This is a genomic window from Paenibacillus uliginis N3/975 (assembly GCF_900177425.1).
GTDB lineage: Bacteria > Bacillota > Bacilli > Paenibacillales > Paenibacillaceae > Paenibacillus_AQ > Paenibacillus_AQ uliginis.
The window spans coordinates 5,090,119-5,105,053 of record NZ_LT840184.1; the positions used below are offsets into that span (position 1 = coordinate 5,090,119).

Sequence of the window (14,935 nt, forward strand, 5' to 3'; positions counted from 1 at the left end):
GATTCTTTTATGATATTTTTGAGTAAGTTTCGATTAATAATTCTTCTAACGAATTATATAATAACTCCACTTCTCCAGAATCATGCAGAAAAATAAATATTCCTCCATGTTCATTCATAAGGATTGGATTCCCAGAACCATCATCTGAAATAACGTACGAATTTTTTAGTAAAAACTCTACACTTTCGCCTTCAAATTCTATGCCATCAAAATCAAATATTTCTTCTTCAAATATCCTTCTAAATTTTAAAGTAAGATCGACGACTGTTGACTTTCCAATTAAATCTCCATTGTTAAAAGCACTGATGGTCAATCCTCCATAAGCCCCGCCAAATAATTTAATAAACTCTATATATTGATCATTAAATTTAAACCACTTGGATATCCTCCTGGATGCCCTACTGCTTTTTTCCCCATGACATCTTGCGTATACCATCCATATCCATATTGTGACGGAAACTTTTTAGCATGCGTCATACTCATCAGTTCTGATGATTCTTTGCTTATCAATAAATTATTACACAGGGCTCTGTCAAACCGTTCTAAATCTTCAACTGTAGAAATGATATCCCCAGCTGCAAATGCTGCAGAATTATGCATTACGGGTCCGACTTCCCCCTTTACATGTCCTTCCGCTTTTGGTATACCAGCCGAAACCGTAAACATAGAATGAAACATGTTACTTGGCTTAAAAATATGCTCATTTATGTAATTTGCATATGACTGCCCGCTGACTTTCTCAACAATAAGTCCTAACATCACATAACCAGTATTACTGTAACTAAAGCTTTTACCTGGGGTAAACTCTAATTCAGAATCGCTAACGGTTTTTACAATATCATTTGGATTCCATTCTTTGCTGTAGTCAAATTTGAAATTCGCCTTTAGATAATCCGGAATTCCCGAGCTATGACTTAGTAGATGACTTATTGTAATAGACTCTCCATTCGGAAAGTCTGGAAAGTATTGCGAAATTGGATTATCTAAGTTTAGAAGTTCCTTCTCTACTAGTTGCATGACTGCTACTGCAGTGAATGTTTTAGATAATGAAGCAATCTGATAGAGCGTGCTTGGGCTGTTAGGTAAATCAGTGGCTGCCAATCCATAACCTTTTTTAAATAAAATTTCACCTTCCTTTGCAATTAGGATGGTTCCCTGAAATTTTTCATTTATCAAATATTGATCGATTTTATCGGAAACGCTTCCAGATAAATTACTATGGTTGTTACGTCCAAATAATAGCACAGCCATTATAGACACGATTACAATAACAAGAATAGTAATAGAGGAAATTTTCAAGAATTTTTTCATATGTATATCTCTCAGTCTATTTCTTTATAGCCTATTAAACACTCCCTATTACAATCACCGTTAAACTAGACCAAAATTCTGACCTTTTACATATTCCACCGTTTTCTATATCCATTATTGAACCTCTTATCAAGATTGTTTTATGAAGAGATAATGTCGATATATTCTTTATATTCTAAAGGAATTGGTCTATCAAAAATCAGATCTTTTAAAGGATCTACGTTTTTCCCAAACTTATAACAAAGATATAATCGTTCATTAAATTCTGGATAAACCCGGACATTGGTTAATTCATATTTATCTATGGTCTCGCTATCTGTTTCAGGAATTGAAGGCATAATTATTTTCGTTTTATAACTACCAGTAGACATGTCCTCTTCTATTAACCTGCCTCCACCTTGACCCAGTATCAATACTTTCCGCTCATTTGTTGTTCCTTTCCATACAGTCACATGTCTACTTCCCATACCTAAAGATTCTAATTTATAATTAGGGAGTTTGTAATTTATAAGGGGTTTCATGTTTTGTTTATATATATTACTATTTTTAATAAACTGTCTTGTTACGGACGTACTAAATAAAATAGGAACTTCGTTTAAATTAACTTCCCCCCAACTATTATCGTCACTATATAAATCAAAAATCAGTAGTTGGGCCTTACTAATCATTTGTGCTAAAACATAAATATTATTCTTCCTACCTTCGTCCTTCAACCTCGTTTCTATACTAATCACTTGATTAGCTTTCCAAACATTTTTTATCATATTCAAACCCCCTTCAAACCTTTTTCCCAATATAAGCTGACCATCAAATTTGATAATTTTCCAATAAACTCCCAATCATTAAACAACTAGAAATTATCACAATTTTGTTCCATGACAGAACATATTTGTTTATACTTTTTTTCAAAGTTCTTTCTAAAATATTCATTCCCGTCCTTAGTTAATTTTTTTTCTTCAAAAGCCCAAGATAATAAATATTCTTGAAAACTATTATCTAAATCCAAATCTAATGGAATAATTTTGTCTACAGATATTTCACTATCATTCGATGTAGTAATAATTTTTCGTGCCCTTATCATAATAGGTGATTCTATCCACTGTTTGTAAGAACCTATTCTTTTTATCACTTCCACATCGTTTAAAAAATTGAAAATAATATTATCAGATACAAGATCATTTATAAAAAATTTTTTCATGAACGAACCACGTTTATTACTGTCATTTATCTCAGAAAATAAATGTAAAAAATCAGAACTTTGTTTTATTAAAAAAACACTAGTAAAGTTTATAAAATACTCTGCACAACTTTGTAACATCGTTGTTGAAGAGGTATCATGCTCAACTTCCATTACTAGAGAGAGAATCTTTGAAAACTCTTTTTTATTTGACCAAAGATTTTTCATTCTTTCTTCATCTCTATAGTAGTAAATTATTATACTCAGAATATCTGTTTTTCCCCTCATATTATAAGCATCTCCCTAATTGGCTCCCGTGCAGCTGATCTATATGGACGTCCGCCTACACCATATCTCCTTCAACTTTTCTAAAAAATTGGCTAATGAAATCTTTCAAGATTTTCAAGTAAATCAAAATCTACTAGATTGGTAACATTATATCCCGTTTCTATTAAGACCTGTCGTAGTTGATGCAATAGCTTGAGCCACTCTTGTATAAATAAATCGGTTTTCATCGTAATACTCCGATAATCATCACGACTCCCCCAATTAATGTTAATATCACATTTTTCAATTTTACATATCCATGTTTCGAAAAATGCTTGACTTGGGAAAGTTACAACGAACTGCGCTTCTCTTTTTTTTATTGCTTCTAACATTTTAACAATATCACTTATGCCATCGGCTATTTGTGTTCCATAATTGATTCTTAATGACGTATCATGCCATTTCATTGTAAAGTGTTGGCTATTAACAAGCCTATTATCTAGTGCTTCAGATATCGTTGTATCTTCTGGATCACGTATTCCAATCTTAAAATTTGGGTTGATTATTATTTCAAATTCCACTTCTCTCACCTCAAGGACATTTAACTTTTGCATGGCTCTCTTATCTAACAAAAAAACATATGTAAAGAAAGAGCTTATGACGTCTTCTTTGCATATGTTTCGGGAGCTTATTAACTAGCCTAGGATTATATTAAAAGTCATTTTTCTAAGTACATTGTGTAAAAAAAACACCTGCATCATTCTGATCAACATTTTTATTTAAAAACAAATATCCGATCGAGTCACTAAGGCTAAATATATCATGAAATCCTTCAGGAAAATCACCGCCATAAATTTGTAGGCAAAATTGATAATCATCCAAACCTATGTTTTCTATTTGTAACAGAGATGGTTTAGGGCCAATCAACGAACCGCAGTAAATCTCTATATCATCCAAATTTTCTTCATCTACTTCTTCTAAATCTAAATTCAATTCATCCCCCAAAATGAACTCTTGTGCTGGTATTAGGAAATCTGATTCATTTCGAATATCACCTGCTTCGTGTAATAAAACTCTTGTAAATCCTTCTTTAATATTTTTTAACTCTTCTTTATCTCCATGAAAAGTGATTAAATCTAAAAAGTAATCATCTTTTTTATACGTTGTAAAAACGGACAGCAGATGAGCTTTTGGCAAGTTTAAATCTAGAGTTTTATTAAGAAAATCCGTTGGCAAGCATAATACAAGTGTTAATTTATCTCCATCTGGATTTAATGGCCAATCAATATGTTCAGGTAAGAAGCTATATCCGCCAAGTCGAGGTACATTGGATTCATTTTCAACATTTTTAAAAATAATTTCAACTGACATATTTTCAACACCATCCTTATTTTCTACATTTTTTAGCTTCATCAGTTAACTTTTTCTCCATGAGTATGGATGCATAAAGCTAGATATTAGGTCTCAAGTCATCACTTAATTTACTTTTGTTAAAATGGACATTTATTCCTTTTTCTAAAAACAAGACTACCTCACTATCATCCCAAAAGGCATTTAAGTCATTTATGAACATCTCTTTCTCAAGCCCTTCAAAGTTGTGTTTCTCTAACGCAGTGTTTAGGAACTCTAAAAATAGATTCCCCAAATGATAGCGTTGCTCTACTTTATACATTTTTTCATATTCTTCTACCGTAACTGCAATATCGATTGTCAGATAGTTATCTTTTTTATTATATCTAATAAATGACTTTCTTCTATAAGATTCAGGTAAGCATCTAAAAGCTATTCCGATCGAAACATCAACATTACAATATTTTGATTTTATTTTAGATACCAATGCGTTTCTTAATTCACTAGCTAATTCAGCAACTCTCGCACCCGCAGTATCTGTAACTATTGAAAAATCCACTCAATAAGGCAAATGAATTCATTTTAAAAAAAGTAGCGATAAAACCCAGCTCGGGATTTATGCTACTCTTTTGATATTACAAGTATATTCACCGAATATTATTTTATAGTTTCAAAACATACGTGATCATCCATGGGACAATGAAACAAATCCAAACTCGGAGGTTATCCTATGGACAAAGATCAACGCCATCAAGAGTGGGTCTCGCGGATCGAGGATTTTAAGGCGAGCGGGCTCACGATGGTAGCGTGGTGTGAATCGCGCCAATACTCGATTCATCAACTGAAGTATTGGCTTCGTAAACTCAGCCCCGTCAAGCTGACACCTCATCTTCTACAGCCTCGAAGCATTCATCATGAACCCTTTCCAGTACTTAAAGTATCTATTTGAACAACTCCCGCAATTAGACGATCCGAAAGACCCGAGTGTCCTGGATCGCTTTATGCCATGGTCGATTTCCTTACCTCTGACCTGTCGGGTGTTCACATCGAAATAGCAGGCTCGACTGCCCTCATCTTGCATTACAAGGTGGGGGCTATTTGACTATAGAAATATTATAGCTGATTTACATTCATTAACACGAAGAATCCGTACCTATATCACTTGTAAAGTCACTGTATATTATAACATGCTCCTGAAGCGACCACACGGCAATACGCCCCTCCAAATACTCAAAAACCCGAGCGCTGAATACGTTCGGGCTTTACTCGACAGGTAAATGCGCCTTTTATTCGTCTTTGGGAAATAAGGCGAAGATGCTGCTAATTATGGTATCCTGCATATATCAAAGATTGTTGCAGATTATTTCCGTTTTCATTGATTATAGAGTTTTAATGCTTCCAGCCTTTTTGCTCGCTTAAACGCCTTATGTAAAAACTCTTTAGCCGATAAATCCTCATAATCCCAATTCATGGCCTCTATTGCAGTCGCGCCTGAATAATCCGTTTCCGCAATTTTTTTCATGGTTGTAGACCAATCAATCGTGCCGTCAAAGGGTAACCCGTGTTGGGCATAACTTCCGTTATTATCATGTAAATGTAGTGCCATCAGCCGGGAACCGTACATGGATAATAAATCATCGTCTGGATAATGGCGGTAGTGATGTCCACAGTCATAACAGAATCCGATACGCAGGGAATCCACTTGCTCCAGCACATATGCCAAATTGGAAAGGTTCCATAAATTCTCCAGTGCAACATTAACACCAAGCTGTTCAGCTTTTTCAGTGATTCTCTTGATTCTATCCAGTCCCAATGTGTTATATGGATTGTCTTCGCCCGGCAAGTGCACCACCATTGTCGGAATCTCAAATTCGGCGCAATCTGCAACACATTGCAAATAGCAATCAGTTACGATTTCGCCGTCCAGATTGTCAAGCCAGAGGTTGTTTTCGTTTTGGACTGGTGTATGGATATTTTCTATAAAAAGACCCGCTTCTCGCGCAATTTGCGGCCCATTGCGGTAATCGTTCCGACCAAAGCAGTCACGACCAAAACCATCACTCCACCATAATAAAACGCCATCAAATCCAGCTTCTTTTATTAACTTATAACGTTCCTTATTGGGCAATTCATAGCCAAACCAATCATAAATGGTAATCATAAGCCACTTCCTTTCTTGCTTTTATATGGTATCTAATTGTCAGCGCTTACGTAATTTCCCTGTATGTTTATCACCGTCAATGGCGTGAGCGTTTGTGCGTCAGGCACTACAGGAACATGGGAACGGTAACGCCAATCTACCAGCAATAAGAAAACGGCAGGTCACCCTGCCGACCCTCGTTGTCTATCCATATCTGCCAGCACGCATCCAATATGAATATCTTCGACGACGTCCACGTTTTTTCCTTCTGCTTCAAAGAGTGCCTGACTGCACGTGATCATTCCCATCAACCTACTTTCCTATTTTCATTCTCCGAAGCGCTGTTTATATAAGGTTTCTATTTTTTGCATGTAATCACCCTCTCACTTCGTAAGCCTGTATATAATCAAAGATCATGGCCCAACCGTCCATAGGGCTGCCATATCCCCATAGGGGTTCCGTCATTTTTTCCAATTGATTGAGCTTTTCCTGATATTGCTTCACCATGGCTTGACGCTCTTCTTGCGTATACGCGTTCAAACGTTCGTCACTTACCTTAAGTCGCATATTATGCAGGAAGTTGATCATGTCACAATAAAGTGAACCATCCTCAAACGTAATGAAATCTGGGAAAATGGCAATGACTTCGTCAAAAGCATGCTGCAAATGCTGCAAGCCAAATTTCACCAAAACCTCGGAAATATACGGCACGAGATACGGCTGATACGCGATGATACCGTCCCAGCCATCCGACTGCCAGTTGCCGATCATATTGATGGCGATGTGAAGTTGAAATAACTCTGGCGACACCTTCTCTTGGATGGCATCCAGTTCGCCGATCTCCCATATTTTATCGGATAATTCCGCTAAATCCATTTCATCTGCAGGGATTTTTCCATCCCATATCTCATTCAATCCAATACTCATAGTAACACCTCTCCCGGAATCAGAATTCTGCTCGTTCTCGCTTCTCTATTATGATAGTTCCAAATAACTTCTCATCCGTACATCTTCAATCGTCTTAGGTAGCAAATCAATCACCATCTGCTTGTAAGATTCGTAGATAACAGGACATCGATTGTAAACTTGAAATTTGACCTTATCGTTCAGGTGTGGATGTTCCATCAAACGTTCCAACCACCTGGCATCCAGATTTTCCGCCAATTTACGCTTGAAAAAGGTTCTGTGATCGTAACTTCCGTAGCTGTAACGTCCCCAAAATGCCGACATTGTGTGACTGTCAATTTGATCGTCATAATAGATCCGTCCCAAGCTGATATGAATATACCGATTTAATGCTTCATCCTGCAAAAAAATAGCAAATTCATCATACACGTTGTCTGCGCGGTCGGTAAGAAGCTTTGCGGAAAAATAAGGAATCAGCCACTCATTACCGTATTGCGTATACAGGTCCTCAGCCAACAAAATCAACCGTTCATCCATGCTCCGTATAATCGAAGCAGCAAGCACAAGCGGGAAAATACATACGGTTTCCTGGGGCTGCGGGTTCCACATTCTGAGCGTATCGTTAATGTGCACATAGTCCTTATTGGCCAATAGTTTAAGCCTCTCGACCAATGGCTGATTCGCCGCAATGAGACGGTAGACGCCGATCATGGACGGGCTGCCTTTGCCAAGCATAACGGAAACAACGGCAGTGAATCGTTCAAACTCATCCTGATCGGTCAGAAAATCTGGCGGCTGTTGAAACAGCTCGTGAAAATATTTCCCGCAATGCTTGCCCACCACTTCCGAAACCGTATCCGAAATAGCTGGCATCAGGATGTCCTCGCCCAAATTTTTGTGTTTCATATATTTTTCCCAGATCGCAGTCGCTTCCCCACACTCTTGATGAGCAAGTGCTTTTAACGCCGCTTTTTTCCATTTCCCTTTCTCATGTTCTACAAGATATAGAAGCGCCTCCACATGACTCAATCGCGCAATAGCGTCTTCTCTCTTCTTCCCTTTTTCCGGCAACGTCGCCAACACTTCTTCCAACGTCATATAAGCGCCTCCTTACTGAATAATCTCCGCATTTCAGGGTGTACCGTCGATCTTGCCTTGTGACAGGCTGAAAATAAAATTCTAATTTTTCCTTGCCAAACTGCCGCTCCAACCCCGTCCACTGCGCTGTCTTATTTGTGACTTTACATGTTCCGTTCTGTCATAGAAATGACAGCATCTTTGTCCATGATGCCGCCATCCACATCCGTAAGATGAACCTTACCGTTTTTTTGACATTCCAGAATAATAGCCGTAACATCCATCAACAAATTGATCGCACAGCCTATATCGTGACGATGCCCGTTATCGCTAATAAAGTAAATGTCTTTCGTTTGGCGTAAGTCTTTTATTTCCCAAGCATTAGTCAGCTGAAAGTCTCGCAAAATATTTTTAACGTTTATTTTTGCTGGAATATCCAACTCAAATTCTCTGTTAACGAAATAGTCGATTAAAGTATATGTATCATCGGTTCCGCCAATATATTCTCCATTTCTTCTTTGTTCAACCAACATAAAACTATCTTTATTTATCAAGATCTACAGTCCAATCAATCTCTTCAATAAACCAATTACACAATTTTGTTGAACCATTATCCATTTTCAAAGGGATCTCGCTTGCCCACATTTTAATGTCATTTACTCTAAAAATAGATTCCCCAAATGATAGCGTTGCTCTACTTTATACATTTTTTCATATTCTTCTACCGTAACTGCAATATCGATTGTCAGATAGTTATCTTTTTTATTATATCTAATAAATGACTTTCTTCTATAAGATTCAGGTAAGCATCTAAAAGCTATTCCGATCGAAACATCAACATTACAATATTTTGATTTTATTTTAGATACCAATGCGTTTCTTAATTCACTAGCTAATTCAGCAACTCTCGCACCCGCAGTATCTGTAACTATTGAAAAATCCATGCAACGCACTCCTTCTATAACCTATTTAGTGTCTACACTTAAAAAAGAGTAGCAATAAAATCCCCAAAGGGTTAATGCTACTCTTTTGATATAGATGTATTTTTTTGCAAATATAGCCAATTAACAAAGAGAAATACAAGCTGCTATTTCTTTTATTAGAACGTCATAATAAAATCTTCCTGAAGTAACTTTAATTGATTAATTCTCTCTACTATAAAATCTTTATAACTTTCTTTTGTATAACCCTCCGACCATGAATTACAGAATTCTTCACGAGAAATTGTCCCAATTACTATTCTAATAATTTCCGTGCAATAAAACACAAATGTTTTGTGATAATAAAGATCATCTGAATAGTCTTCCATCACATTCCTAATCAACCTCATCATTTTTATAAATGATTCTTCATTCCAGTCAGCGTTTATTCTGATATAATATGCTAACTCCTCTTCCACTAAAACTTCACTTACTCCTTTTGCCCATTTATTCGCTGTATGAATTGGATCACCTTTTGGAACCCTACTAGCACCATTCCACCATGTCTATTTATAGTTTGTATCTTTCAAATTTCCTTTAATCCAGCTTATGATTATATCGTTTATCTTTTCCAAGTTATAATTATTTAATGTACAAACGATCACCAACTCTTTCTGGCTCTGATTGTTCCCCATAGAACTATTAATCCAATAAGAAAATACATTCCCATTCTTAGGGCTTTCTTGAATAATTCTTATTATTTCATCCTTTTTTATAGATTTTGCTGAAAATATAGGATTTCCATCCATCATTTTTTTCCCATTACCGAAGGTAGTGTTATAATAAGGACATATCCAATCATTACCATAAATATTTTCTTTATGCAACAACATAAAAAACATGTCAATCCAATATTTTTCTAAAGCATCATACACATCTTCATCATCCAAGTAATTAATAAAATTATGAAGACAATTTCTATTTTCCAAGACAATTACCCCCAATTTTTATTAGAAAAATTTTTACCTATACTATTAACTACTCATACTTCGGAACCCCATAGTGCCACATCTCTTCTACTGTTTTTAACGGATAGTTATCCACACCAAGCAATCGTAGTTCTTTCAATGGATCGATCCAACGGCCATTCTCAATCGATAAAATCAAGCGACGTACAAATTCATAACCAGTGTTATATCCAACAATTTCATAGTTATTTAAAATATTCGGGTCATTTCTATCAATGTTATATTGAATAATTTCATTCCCCATAATACCTTTATCACCGACGGCGGTATCAATTCTCACTAAATTGTATATTAGTTCATCTTCAATAAATTCTGATCGATTTCCCCACTGTCCTCTATCACTACTAATAAAAATCTCTGGTATAGGGATATTCAAGTTAGGTTGCACATTTTTCACTTTACCTACAGAACACATTTTAATAAATCTTTTTAAAATCATACATACCCCGAAAGGTTTAAACGTATTTAAGTCAAGCTGTTTCTTATTAAAATTATCACTATCACATTTTATATTAAAAAATGCAACATATGGATTTTCTAATAATTGTACAATAATAAATAAATTATCTTTTAATTGTATTGAGTGAATATCATTTTTCTTCCAAATAAATCTTTTTAACATACCAACACCCCTTTAAAATTTTCGAGATCTGATACCTCGCGAGTATTATTAATCTGAGAAAAATATTCTTCGACGTTAGATTTCAAAAGTGATAAGTCATTTAATCTTTCTGTCAGGTCTACTAATTAAGGTATTTACATAGAACAATTTTCTCACTTCCGTTAAGTAAAGAGTCAAACTAAGAGTACTTCTAACTGACTCAGTTCAATTCCTTTAGGTAACTCTATTACATCATTATCAATGTATCCCATTGATTCAAGTTGTTCCAATAAATCGAAATCCGATAATATTCTCTCTAATTTGAGAGAATACTCAATAGCCATTTCTTCCTCCATTGATTTTGGGCATGCAAAAGGCTCATTCCTCCTCATTGTTCAAGTTGGAATAAGCCTGTGAAAGCTTGTCAAGTTGTTTAGTGTTTGATTTGTTGGTTGTATTGTACGATCTTGTTGTTGGGGTTGTAAACCACATCAGCAAAATACATTACATACTATTCATCGGCAATCCATACATCTTCGTTTAATTCCCAAGAACTAGATAGAATATCGCAAAGCTCTATAAGCAGTTCCTTTGCCTCCTTATTTAATTGCTCTGTTTTTATATTTCGCAGTTGCTTTATAACAATATCTATGTCCTGGATTTTCCAAGGTCTCTCCCACCAAGGTTCTTCAACATTATAGTAATATGCTAGACCTGTCCAACCGTTTTCCTCCGGCTGTATCTCCCTCATTATTTCATCAAAATAACCGTCCCAGATTTTTAATACATATTTATCACCATTAGAAAGATACCTTATAAATTGCATCTCACCTTCGCCTTCATAACCTTCATAGTATTTATTATTTATTATTTCCATGATCACAACCGCCCGTTTCATTGATTTTCTCATCAAACTTCTCTCGGGTGTCACCAACATCAAAAACCATTTTAGTTCCCCAGACGGCTGTGTCGATGACTTCCTCAACAGTTCCGATTGTAGCATCGTATAACATCTGTCCGCTATCAGCAGCAGTAATAACACTTGTCTCAACAGTTTGATTTACATCCAAAAAACAGACCCGAATTTATACGGACTGACGAATCTGTATTAAGTACTATCAAAAAATGCACTACCATTGGTAGAGCATTTTTTCCAACTATTCTGATTCCACTACAAATTGCTTTTTGGATAAATCCAATGTATAGGTTATCTCTTTCAGCCCTTGTTCATTGTTCTCTTCTTCGGTATTTCTAGTAGTCACAACCAACTTCTCATTTTCATTCTTAGGGAAGTGATCGACTGCATAGTTAATGGTTTCTTGCTCATTTTCACCTGTTTTAAAGGCTATCGGGAAGGCCCCTCCATTTCCTTTATTTATACCAAAGGCAAAAGAGTTATAACCTCTGGAGGCCATATATTCTGGAGTAAGCAGAAAAATATCTACCTCTTTGAAGCTAATCTTCTCTAAAGAAATCGGTTTATCGGTCTTCTGTACAAATATGAGATCATTAAATTCCTTGATAACTTGTTCGGAGCCATTATGTTTGTAAACCACATCATAATTACCTCTAAAAGTGAGATCACCCTCTGCACCGAAAACGCTCGGTACTCCGATGTGGCCAATTTCTTCTTTATCTTTAGAAACAACAAAGAGTTCTCCCTGCTCTGTATTTACCTGCGCGCGAACTGTAGAGGCCTCCTGAATAGCATCCAGTTCAATGTTGTATTTATTATCCGGATATTGAGATTTTAACTTTTTACTATTTTCAGTCTCAGTACTCTGAGAATTTTGAGTCGGTGTTTCCTGAGTAACGGGAGGCTGTTGTTCATTATTACCACAAGCAGTCAACAAAGCACTGCACAAAATCACTGCATTTAGAATCAAGATAGGCTTTTTAAGAATTTTATATTCCCTTCTTTCTATTAATTTTCGTATTCTCTAAAAAATATAGTTTCCATCAAAATTGCAATATTTATAACCCTTAAGAATTTCAGCAAAACAACCCTTATCCCAAACATGCGATGAATTTTCCGAATATATACAATCTTTAGTGAAAAAACATAATTCATTATCACCATTTGATAAAAATAGAGCATTTGAATTATTGTTTTTCATCAAATTGAATACCAGAGATAGCACAAACTCATAAGTTTCATTATTGTATAAGTTGTTTACAAACCGAAAACTTAATGTACTTTCATACACGAATTCATTTCTCAAAAACTGGGTTTCGTAAGCGTTATATGGATATTCACCAGACTCCGTTAAGTAAAGATTCAAACCAAGTGTGCTTCTAAACTGACTCATTTTAATTCCTTTAGGTAGCTCTATTACATCATTATCCGTGTATCCCATTGATTTAAGTTGTTCCAATAAACCGGATTCCGATAATTTTTCCTCTAATTTGAGAGAATACTCAATAGCCATTTCCTCCTCCTTTGATTTTGTATGCAAAAAGGCTCATTCCTCCTTATTGTTCAAGTTGGAATAAGCCTGTGAAAGTTTATCAAGGATTTGTAAAGTTTTTTAGTCTTTGGTTTATTGGTTGTATTGTACGATCTTGTTATTGGAGTTGTAAACCCTAATTGTTTAGACAAGCCTACATTTATTAATCCTCGTAATCATCTTCTATTTTAGGTATAAATGGGGAAAGGAAGGGATCATTATGATCCATGATTTCTCCTCGAATTAATGTGTAGATCTTAAACTCATTGAAAAGTTCTGCATCATCACTATCTCTTACATATAAAACTCCATAAGATCCTGGAGCCAACTCCCCCACCTTTCTTAATACCTCAATTGGATTATGTTTTGTCACAGGTTTGTGATTATTAAGACCTGCTATCCAAACTTGATAATCACCATTTACTGCTCTTAAATCCAAAACACCAGAAGGCCATTCTAACCCATCGAAATACTTCCGAATTTCTTGAACAATTAACGAGTACTTTTCATCATCATCTTCAAATGAGGAACTCTCTCTAATCGTTGCCCATCCGTGATATTCATACATTTCAATTCATCCTCTCATGGTTTTAAGGGCTTGGTATCAATGATTATTTCCACTCCGTATCTTTCGGCATACTCTTTGAGCTGTCGCAGTACTCTATCATCGGGTTTACCTTCAAAGTGAAAATAAGCTTTTCTGCCAGTCTCAATAGCCGCTTCTATTGTAGCCTTTGCCTGTTTTCTGAATTGCTTATCTAAACTGTTCAGTGGCGGCTTGGTTTGTGCAATATACTGATCGCTTATTGTATCAAACTCGCGTCTATTAGGATCATTGCTAAATTTCACTCTGGATTGACCACCTAGTTTTTTAGACAACATATCGGCAGCTTCATCTCCCTTAGGAACCTTTACTAATTCCCCGGAATATTGCCCATTAGCTTTTGGCGTCCCCTCATCTTTCTTAAGCGGCCTACCTCCGTCACCACCCGAGTCATGCTTCAAGGCATGCCTATTCTTCACCCCAACCCTACGGAGAAGGACTCCTCCAGCAAACAGAGCTCCCTGTTCTCCCAAATAGTTCGCCATACCGCCCGTTTCATTGATTTCCTCATCAAACTTCTCTCGGGTGTCACCAACATCAAAAACCATTTTAGTTCCCCACACGGCTGTGTCGATGACTTCCTCAACAGTTCCGATCGTAGCATTGTATAGCATCTGTCCGCCGGTCCCCAATGGGTCTTCTATTAGAGATTCTACTGTATCGCTAACGGAGTCGGCCAACATTTTTCCACCAGATTTCGCACCTTCCCAGAGCTCTTCAGCATAGTCCTGCCATGTTTTAGGCTCACTTTCCTCACCACTAACAAACGGCTTGAAGTCAGAATAACGAGGCATATATAGTGGATTCGACTTGTCGTCAATGAGTATAAACTTATTAGCAATTTTCTTTAATTCCTCACTAATTACCTTCATGTACTCAATCGTTAATGTCATCTCGTTGCGGGCTCTCTGGAAATCGTCAAAAAACCGCTGCCGCGTTGTTCCATCCCAAACCAGCATCGTGGAAATTTGCTGATTCAGCAGGTTAATGGTCCATTCCAATTGTATTGATGCTGTATGAAATTCATTCGCTACACGGAACAGCAGCTCAGGAGGAACAAGGATCTTGGACATAAATCAACCTCTCCATCATTTGCTAACCTAATTT

Annotated in this window: 24 protein-coding genes and 1 pseudogene; 2 read left to right on the forward strand and 23 right to left on the reverse strand. The window is 36.2% G+C overall.

The genetic code is table 11. The features are described 5' to 3' along the window. Window positions 1-7 precede the first annotated feature (7 nt). The 7 genes from B9N86_RS23850 to B9N86_RS23880 all read right to left on the reverse strand — a co-directional run bounded on the left by B9N86_RS23850 (window position 8) and on the right by B9N86_RS23880 (window position 4,664). The gene (locus tag B9N86_RS23850) at window positions 8-436 is read right to left on the reverse strand and encodes an SMI1/KNR4 family protein (protein WP_208915592.1); all 429 of its coding nucleotides are present in this window, start codon (window positions 434-436) and stop codon (window positions 8-10) included. Continuing rightward, window positions 349-1,311 carry a serine hydrolase domain-containing protein gene (locus B9N86_RS23855; RefSeq protein WP_244562828.1) on the reverse strand — a complete coding sequence of 321 codons (963 nt, stop codon included), beginning with the start codon at window positions 1,309-1,311 and terminating at the stop codon, window positions 349-351. The genes B9N86_RS23850 and B9N86_RS23855 overlap by 88 nt, the downstream gene beginning before the upstream one ends. 140 nt (window positions 1,312-1,451) lie before the next feature. Further along, window positions 1,452-2,075, reverse strand: a complete 624-nt coding sequence (locus B9N86_RS23860) for a hypothetical protein (RefSeq protein ID WP_208915593.1) — start codon at window positions 2,073-2,075, stop codon at window positions 1,452-1,454. Between the two features lie 86 nt (window positions 2,076-2,161). Further along, window positions 2,162-2,776 (reverse strand): hypothetical protein, encoded by a 615-nt coding sequence (locus tag B9N86_RS23865; RefSeq protein WP_208915594.1) that lies wholly within the window; start codon window positions 2,774-2,776, stop codon window positions 2,162-2,164. A 92-nt stretch (window positions 2,777-2,868) separates the two neighbouring features. Then, window positions 2,869-3,387 (reverse strand): hypothetical protein, encoded by a 519-nt coding sequence (locus B9N86_RS23870; RefSeq protein WP_208915595.1) that lies wholly within the window; start codon window positions 3,385-3,387, stop codon window positions 2,869-2,871. Between the two features lie 94 nt (window positions 3,388-3,481). Further along, window positions 3,482-4,168 carry a DUF1963 domain-containing protein gene (locus B9N86_RS23875; protein ID WP_244562829.1) on the reverse strand — a complete coding sequence of 229 codons (687 nt, stop codon included), beginning with the start codon at window positions 4,166-4,168 and terminating at the stop codon, window positions 3,482-3,484. 37 nt (window positions 4,169-4,205) lie between these two features. Further along, a complete protein-coding gene (locus tag B9N86_RS23880) occupies window positions 4,206-4,664 on the reverse strand; it encodes a hypothetical protein (RefSeq protein ID WP_208915596.1) in 459 nt (152 codons plus the stop codon). A gap of 171 nt (window positions 4,665-4,835) precedes the next feature. On the opposite strand from B9N86_RS23880, the gene tnpA reads away from it, so the two are divergent. Together tnpA and B9N86_RS31040 are read left to right on the forward strand one after the other, a co-directional pair. Continuing rightward, window positions 4,836-5,054 carry an IS66 family insertion sequence element accessory protein TnpA gene (gene tnpA, locus B9N86_RS23885; RefSeq protein WP_208915597.1) on the forward strand — a complete coding sequence of 73 codons (219 nt, stop codon included), beginning with the start codon at window positions 4,836-4,838 and terminating at the stop codon, window positions 5,052-5,054. Continuing rightward, window positions 5,020-5,160, forward strand: a pseudogene (locus tag B9N86_RS31040) (transposase domain-containing protein); the annotation flags it as partial. The gene tnpA and the pseudogene B9N86_RS31040, both read left to right, overlap by 35 nt. 317 nt (window positions 5,161-5,477) lie before the next feature. Here B9N86_RS31040 and B9N86_RS23895 read toward each other — a convergent pair. The 16 genes from B9N86_RS23895 to B9N86_RS30485 form a co-directional block, all read right to left on the reverse strand. After that, a complete protein-coding gene (locus tag B9N86_RS23895) occupies window positions 5,478-6,266 on the reverse strand; it encodes a sugar phosphate isomerase/epimerase family protein (protein WP_208915598.1) in 789 nt (262 codons plus the stop codon). A 161-nt stretch (window positions 6,267-6,427) separates the two neighbouring features. Then, window positions 6,428-6,553 (reverse strand): hypothetical protein, encoded by a 126-nt coding sequence (locus B9N86_RS30715; RefSeq protein WP_280174955.1) that lies wholly within the window; start codon window positions 6,551-6,553, stop codon window positions 6,428-6,430. A 67-nt stretch (window positions 6,554-6,620) separates the two neighbouring features. Next, the gene (locus B9N86_RS23900) at window positions 6,621-7,172 is read right to left on the reverse strand and encodes a hypothetical protein (protein ID WP_208915599.1); all 552 of its coding nucleotides are present in this window, start codon (window positions 7,170-7,172) and stop codon (window positions 6,621-6,623) included. 48 nt (window positions 7,173-7,220) lie between these two features. Further along, the gene (locus tag B9N86_RS23905) at window positions 7,221-8,249 is read right to left on the reverse strand and encodes a hypothetical protein (protein WP_208915600.1); all 1,029 of its coding nucleotides are present in this window, start codon (window positions 8,247-8,249) and stop codon (window positions 7,221-7,223) included. A gap of 143 nt (window positions 8,250-8,392) precedes the next feature. Beyond that, the gene (locus B9N86_RS23910) at window positions 8,393-8,782 is read right to left on the reverse strand and encodes an imm68 putative immunity domain-containing protein (RefSeq protein WP_208915601.1); all 390 of its coding nucleotides are present in this window, start codon (window positions 8,780-8,782) and stop codon (window positions 8,393-8,395) included. Between the two features lie 102 nt (window positions 8,783-8,884). After that, on the reverse strand, window positions 8,885-9,172 hold the full coding sequence (locus B9N86_RS23915; protein WP_208915602.1) for a hypothetical protein: 288 nt from the start codon (window positions 9,170-9,172) through the stop codon (window positions 8,885-8,887). 155 nt (window positions 9,173-9,327) lie between these two features. Beyond that, a complete protein-coding gene (locus tag B9N86_RS23920) occupies window positions 9,328-9,627 on the reverse strand; it encodes a hypothetical protein (RefSeq protein WP_208915603.1) in 300 nt (99 codons plus the stop codon). A gap of 87 nt (window positions 9,628-9,714) precedes the next feature. Beyond that, on the reverse strand, window positions 9,715-10,137 hold the full coding sequence (locus B9N86_RS23925) for a hypothetical protein (RefSeq protein ID WP_208915604.1): 423 nt from the start codon (window positions 10,135-10,137) through the stop codon (window positions 9,715-9,717). A gap of 49 nt (window positions 10,138-10,186) precedes the next feature. Continuing rightward, window positions 10,187-10,798: a hypothetical protein gene (locus B9N86_RS23930; RefSeq protein WP_208915605.1), complete on the reverse strand. Its 612-nt coding sequence runs from the start codon at window positions 10,796-10,798 to the stop codon at window positions 10,187-10,189. A gap of 173 nt (window positions 10,799-10,971) precedes the next feature. After that, window positions 10,972-11,133 (reverse strand): hypothetical protein, encoded by a 162-nt coding sequence (locus B9N86_RS23935; RefSeq protein WP_208915606.1) that lies wholly within the window; start codon window positions 11,131-11,133, stop codon window positions 10,972-10,974. Between the two features lie 155 nt (window positions 11,134-11,288). After that, complete coding sequence (locus tag B9N86_RS23940) at window positions 11,289-11,654, reverse strand: hypothetical protein (protein ID WP_208915607.1); 366 nt, start codon at window positions 11,652-11,654, stop codon at window positions 11,289-11,291. Continuing rightward, window positions 11,638-11,847 (reverse strand): hypothetical protein, encoded by a 210-nt coding sequence (locus tag B9N86_RS23945; RefSeq protein WP_208915608.1) that lies wholly within the window; start codon window positions 11,845-11,847, stop codon window positions 11,638-11,640. Before B9N86_RS23945 ends, B9N86_RS23940 begins: the two co-directional genes overlap by 17 nt. A gap of 87 nt (window positions 11,848-11,934) precedes the next feature. Continuing rightward, the gene (locus B9N86_RS23950) at window positions 11,935-12,663 is read right to left on the reverse strand and encodes a hypothetical protein (protein WP_208915609.1); all 729 of its coding nucleotides are present in this window, start codon (window positions 12,661-12,663) and stop codon (window positions 11,935-11,937) included. Between the two features lie 54 nt (window positions 12,664-12,717). Continuing rightward, a complete protein-coding gene (locus tag B9N86_RS23955) occupies window positions 12,718-13,206 on the reverse strand; it encodes a SitI3 family protein (RefSeq protein ID WP_208915610.1) in 489 nt (162 codons plus the stop codon). Window positions 13,207-13,387: 181 nt separating this feature from the next. Beyond that, window positions 13,388-13,792: an Imm7 family immunity protein gene (locus tag B9N86_RS23960; RefSeq protein ID WP_208915611.1), complete on the reverse strand. Its 405-nt coding sequence runs from the start codon at window positions 13,790-13,792 to the stop codon at window positions 13,388-13,390. 14 nt (window positions 13,793-13,806) lie between these two features. Beyond that, a complete protein-coding gene (locus B9N86_RS30485; RefSeq protein WP_244562831.1) occupies window positions 13,807-14,901 on the reverse strand; it encodes a restriction endonuclease fold toxin in 1,095 nt (364 codons plus the stop codon). Window positions 14,902-14,935: the final 34 nt, after the last annotated feature.

Excerpts from the sequence above, each read along its gene's own strand:
- B9N86_RS23850 (WP_208915592.1), bottom strand. The coding sequence starts at position 436 with ATGGTATACGCAAGATGTCATGGGGAAAAAAGCAGTAGGGCATCCAGG.
- B9N86_RS23855 (WP_244562828.1), bottom strand. The coding sequence starts at position 1,311 with ATGAAAAAATTCTTGAAAATTTCCTCTATTACTATTCTTGTTATTGTA.
- B9N86_RS23860 (WP_208915593.1), bottom strand. The coding sequence starts at position 2,075 with ATGATAAAAAATGTTTGGAAAGCTAATCAAGTGATTAGTATAGAAACG.
- B9N86_RS23865 (WP_208915594.1), bottom strand. The coding sequence starts at position 2,776 with ATGAGGGGAAAAACAGATATTCTGAGTATAATAATTTACTACTATAGA.
- B9N86_RS23875 (WP_244562829.1), bottom strand. The coding sequence starts at position 4,168 with ATGAAGCTAAAAAATGTAGAAAATAAGGATGGTGTTGAAAATATGTCA.
- tnpA (WP_208915597.1), top strand. The coding sequence starts at position 4,836 with ATGGACAAAGATCAACGCCATCAAGAGTGGGTCTCGCGGATCGAGGAT.
- B9N86_RS23895 (WP_208915598.1), bottom strand. The coding sequence starts at position 6,266 with ATGATTACCATTTATGATTGGTTTGGCTATGAATTGCCCAATAAGGAA.
- B9N86_RS30715 (WP_280174955.1), bottom strand. The coding sequence starts at position 6,553 with ATGGGAATGATCACGTGCAGTCAGGCACTCTTTGAAGCAGAAGGAAAA.
- B9N86_RS23900 (WP_208915599.1), bottom strand. The coding sequence starts at position 7,172 with ATGAGTATTGGATTGAATGAGATATGGGATGGAAAAATCCCTGCAGAT.
- B9N86_RS23905 (WP_208915600.1), bottom strand. The coding sequence starts at position 8,249 with ATGACGTTGGAAGAAGTGTTGGCGACGTTGCCGGAAAAAGGGAAGAAG.
- B9N86_RS23915 (WP_208915602.1), bottom strand. The coding sequence starts at position 9,172 with ATGGATTTTTCAATAGTTACAGATACTGCGGGTGCGAGAGTTGCTGAA.
- B9N86_RS23930 (WP_208915605.1), bottom strand. The coding sequence starts at position 10,798 with ATGTTAAAAAGATTTATTTGGAAGAAAAATGATATTCACTCAATACAA.
- B9N86_RS23935 (WP_208915606.1), bottom strand. The coding sequence starts at position 11,133 with ATGGAGGAAGAAATGGCTATTGAGTATTCTCTCAAATTAGAGAGAATA.
- B9N86_RS23940 (WP_208915607.1), bottom strand. The coding sequence starts at position 11,654 with ATGGAAATAATAAATAATAAATACTATGAAGGTTATGAAGGCGAAGGT.
- B9N86_RS23955 (WP_208915610.1), bottom strand. The coding sequence starts at position 13,206 with ATGGCTATTGAGTATTCTCTCAAATTAGAGGAAAAATTATCGGAATCC.
- B9N86_RS23960 (WP_208915611.1), bottom strand. The coding sequence starts at position 13,792 with ATGTATGAATATCACGGATGGGCAACGATTAGAGAGAGTTCCTCATTT.
- B9N86_RS30485 (WP_244562831.1), bottom strand. The coding sequence starts at position 14,901 with ATGTCCAAGATCCTTGTTCCTCCTGAGCTGCTGTTCCGTGTAGCGAAT.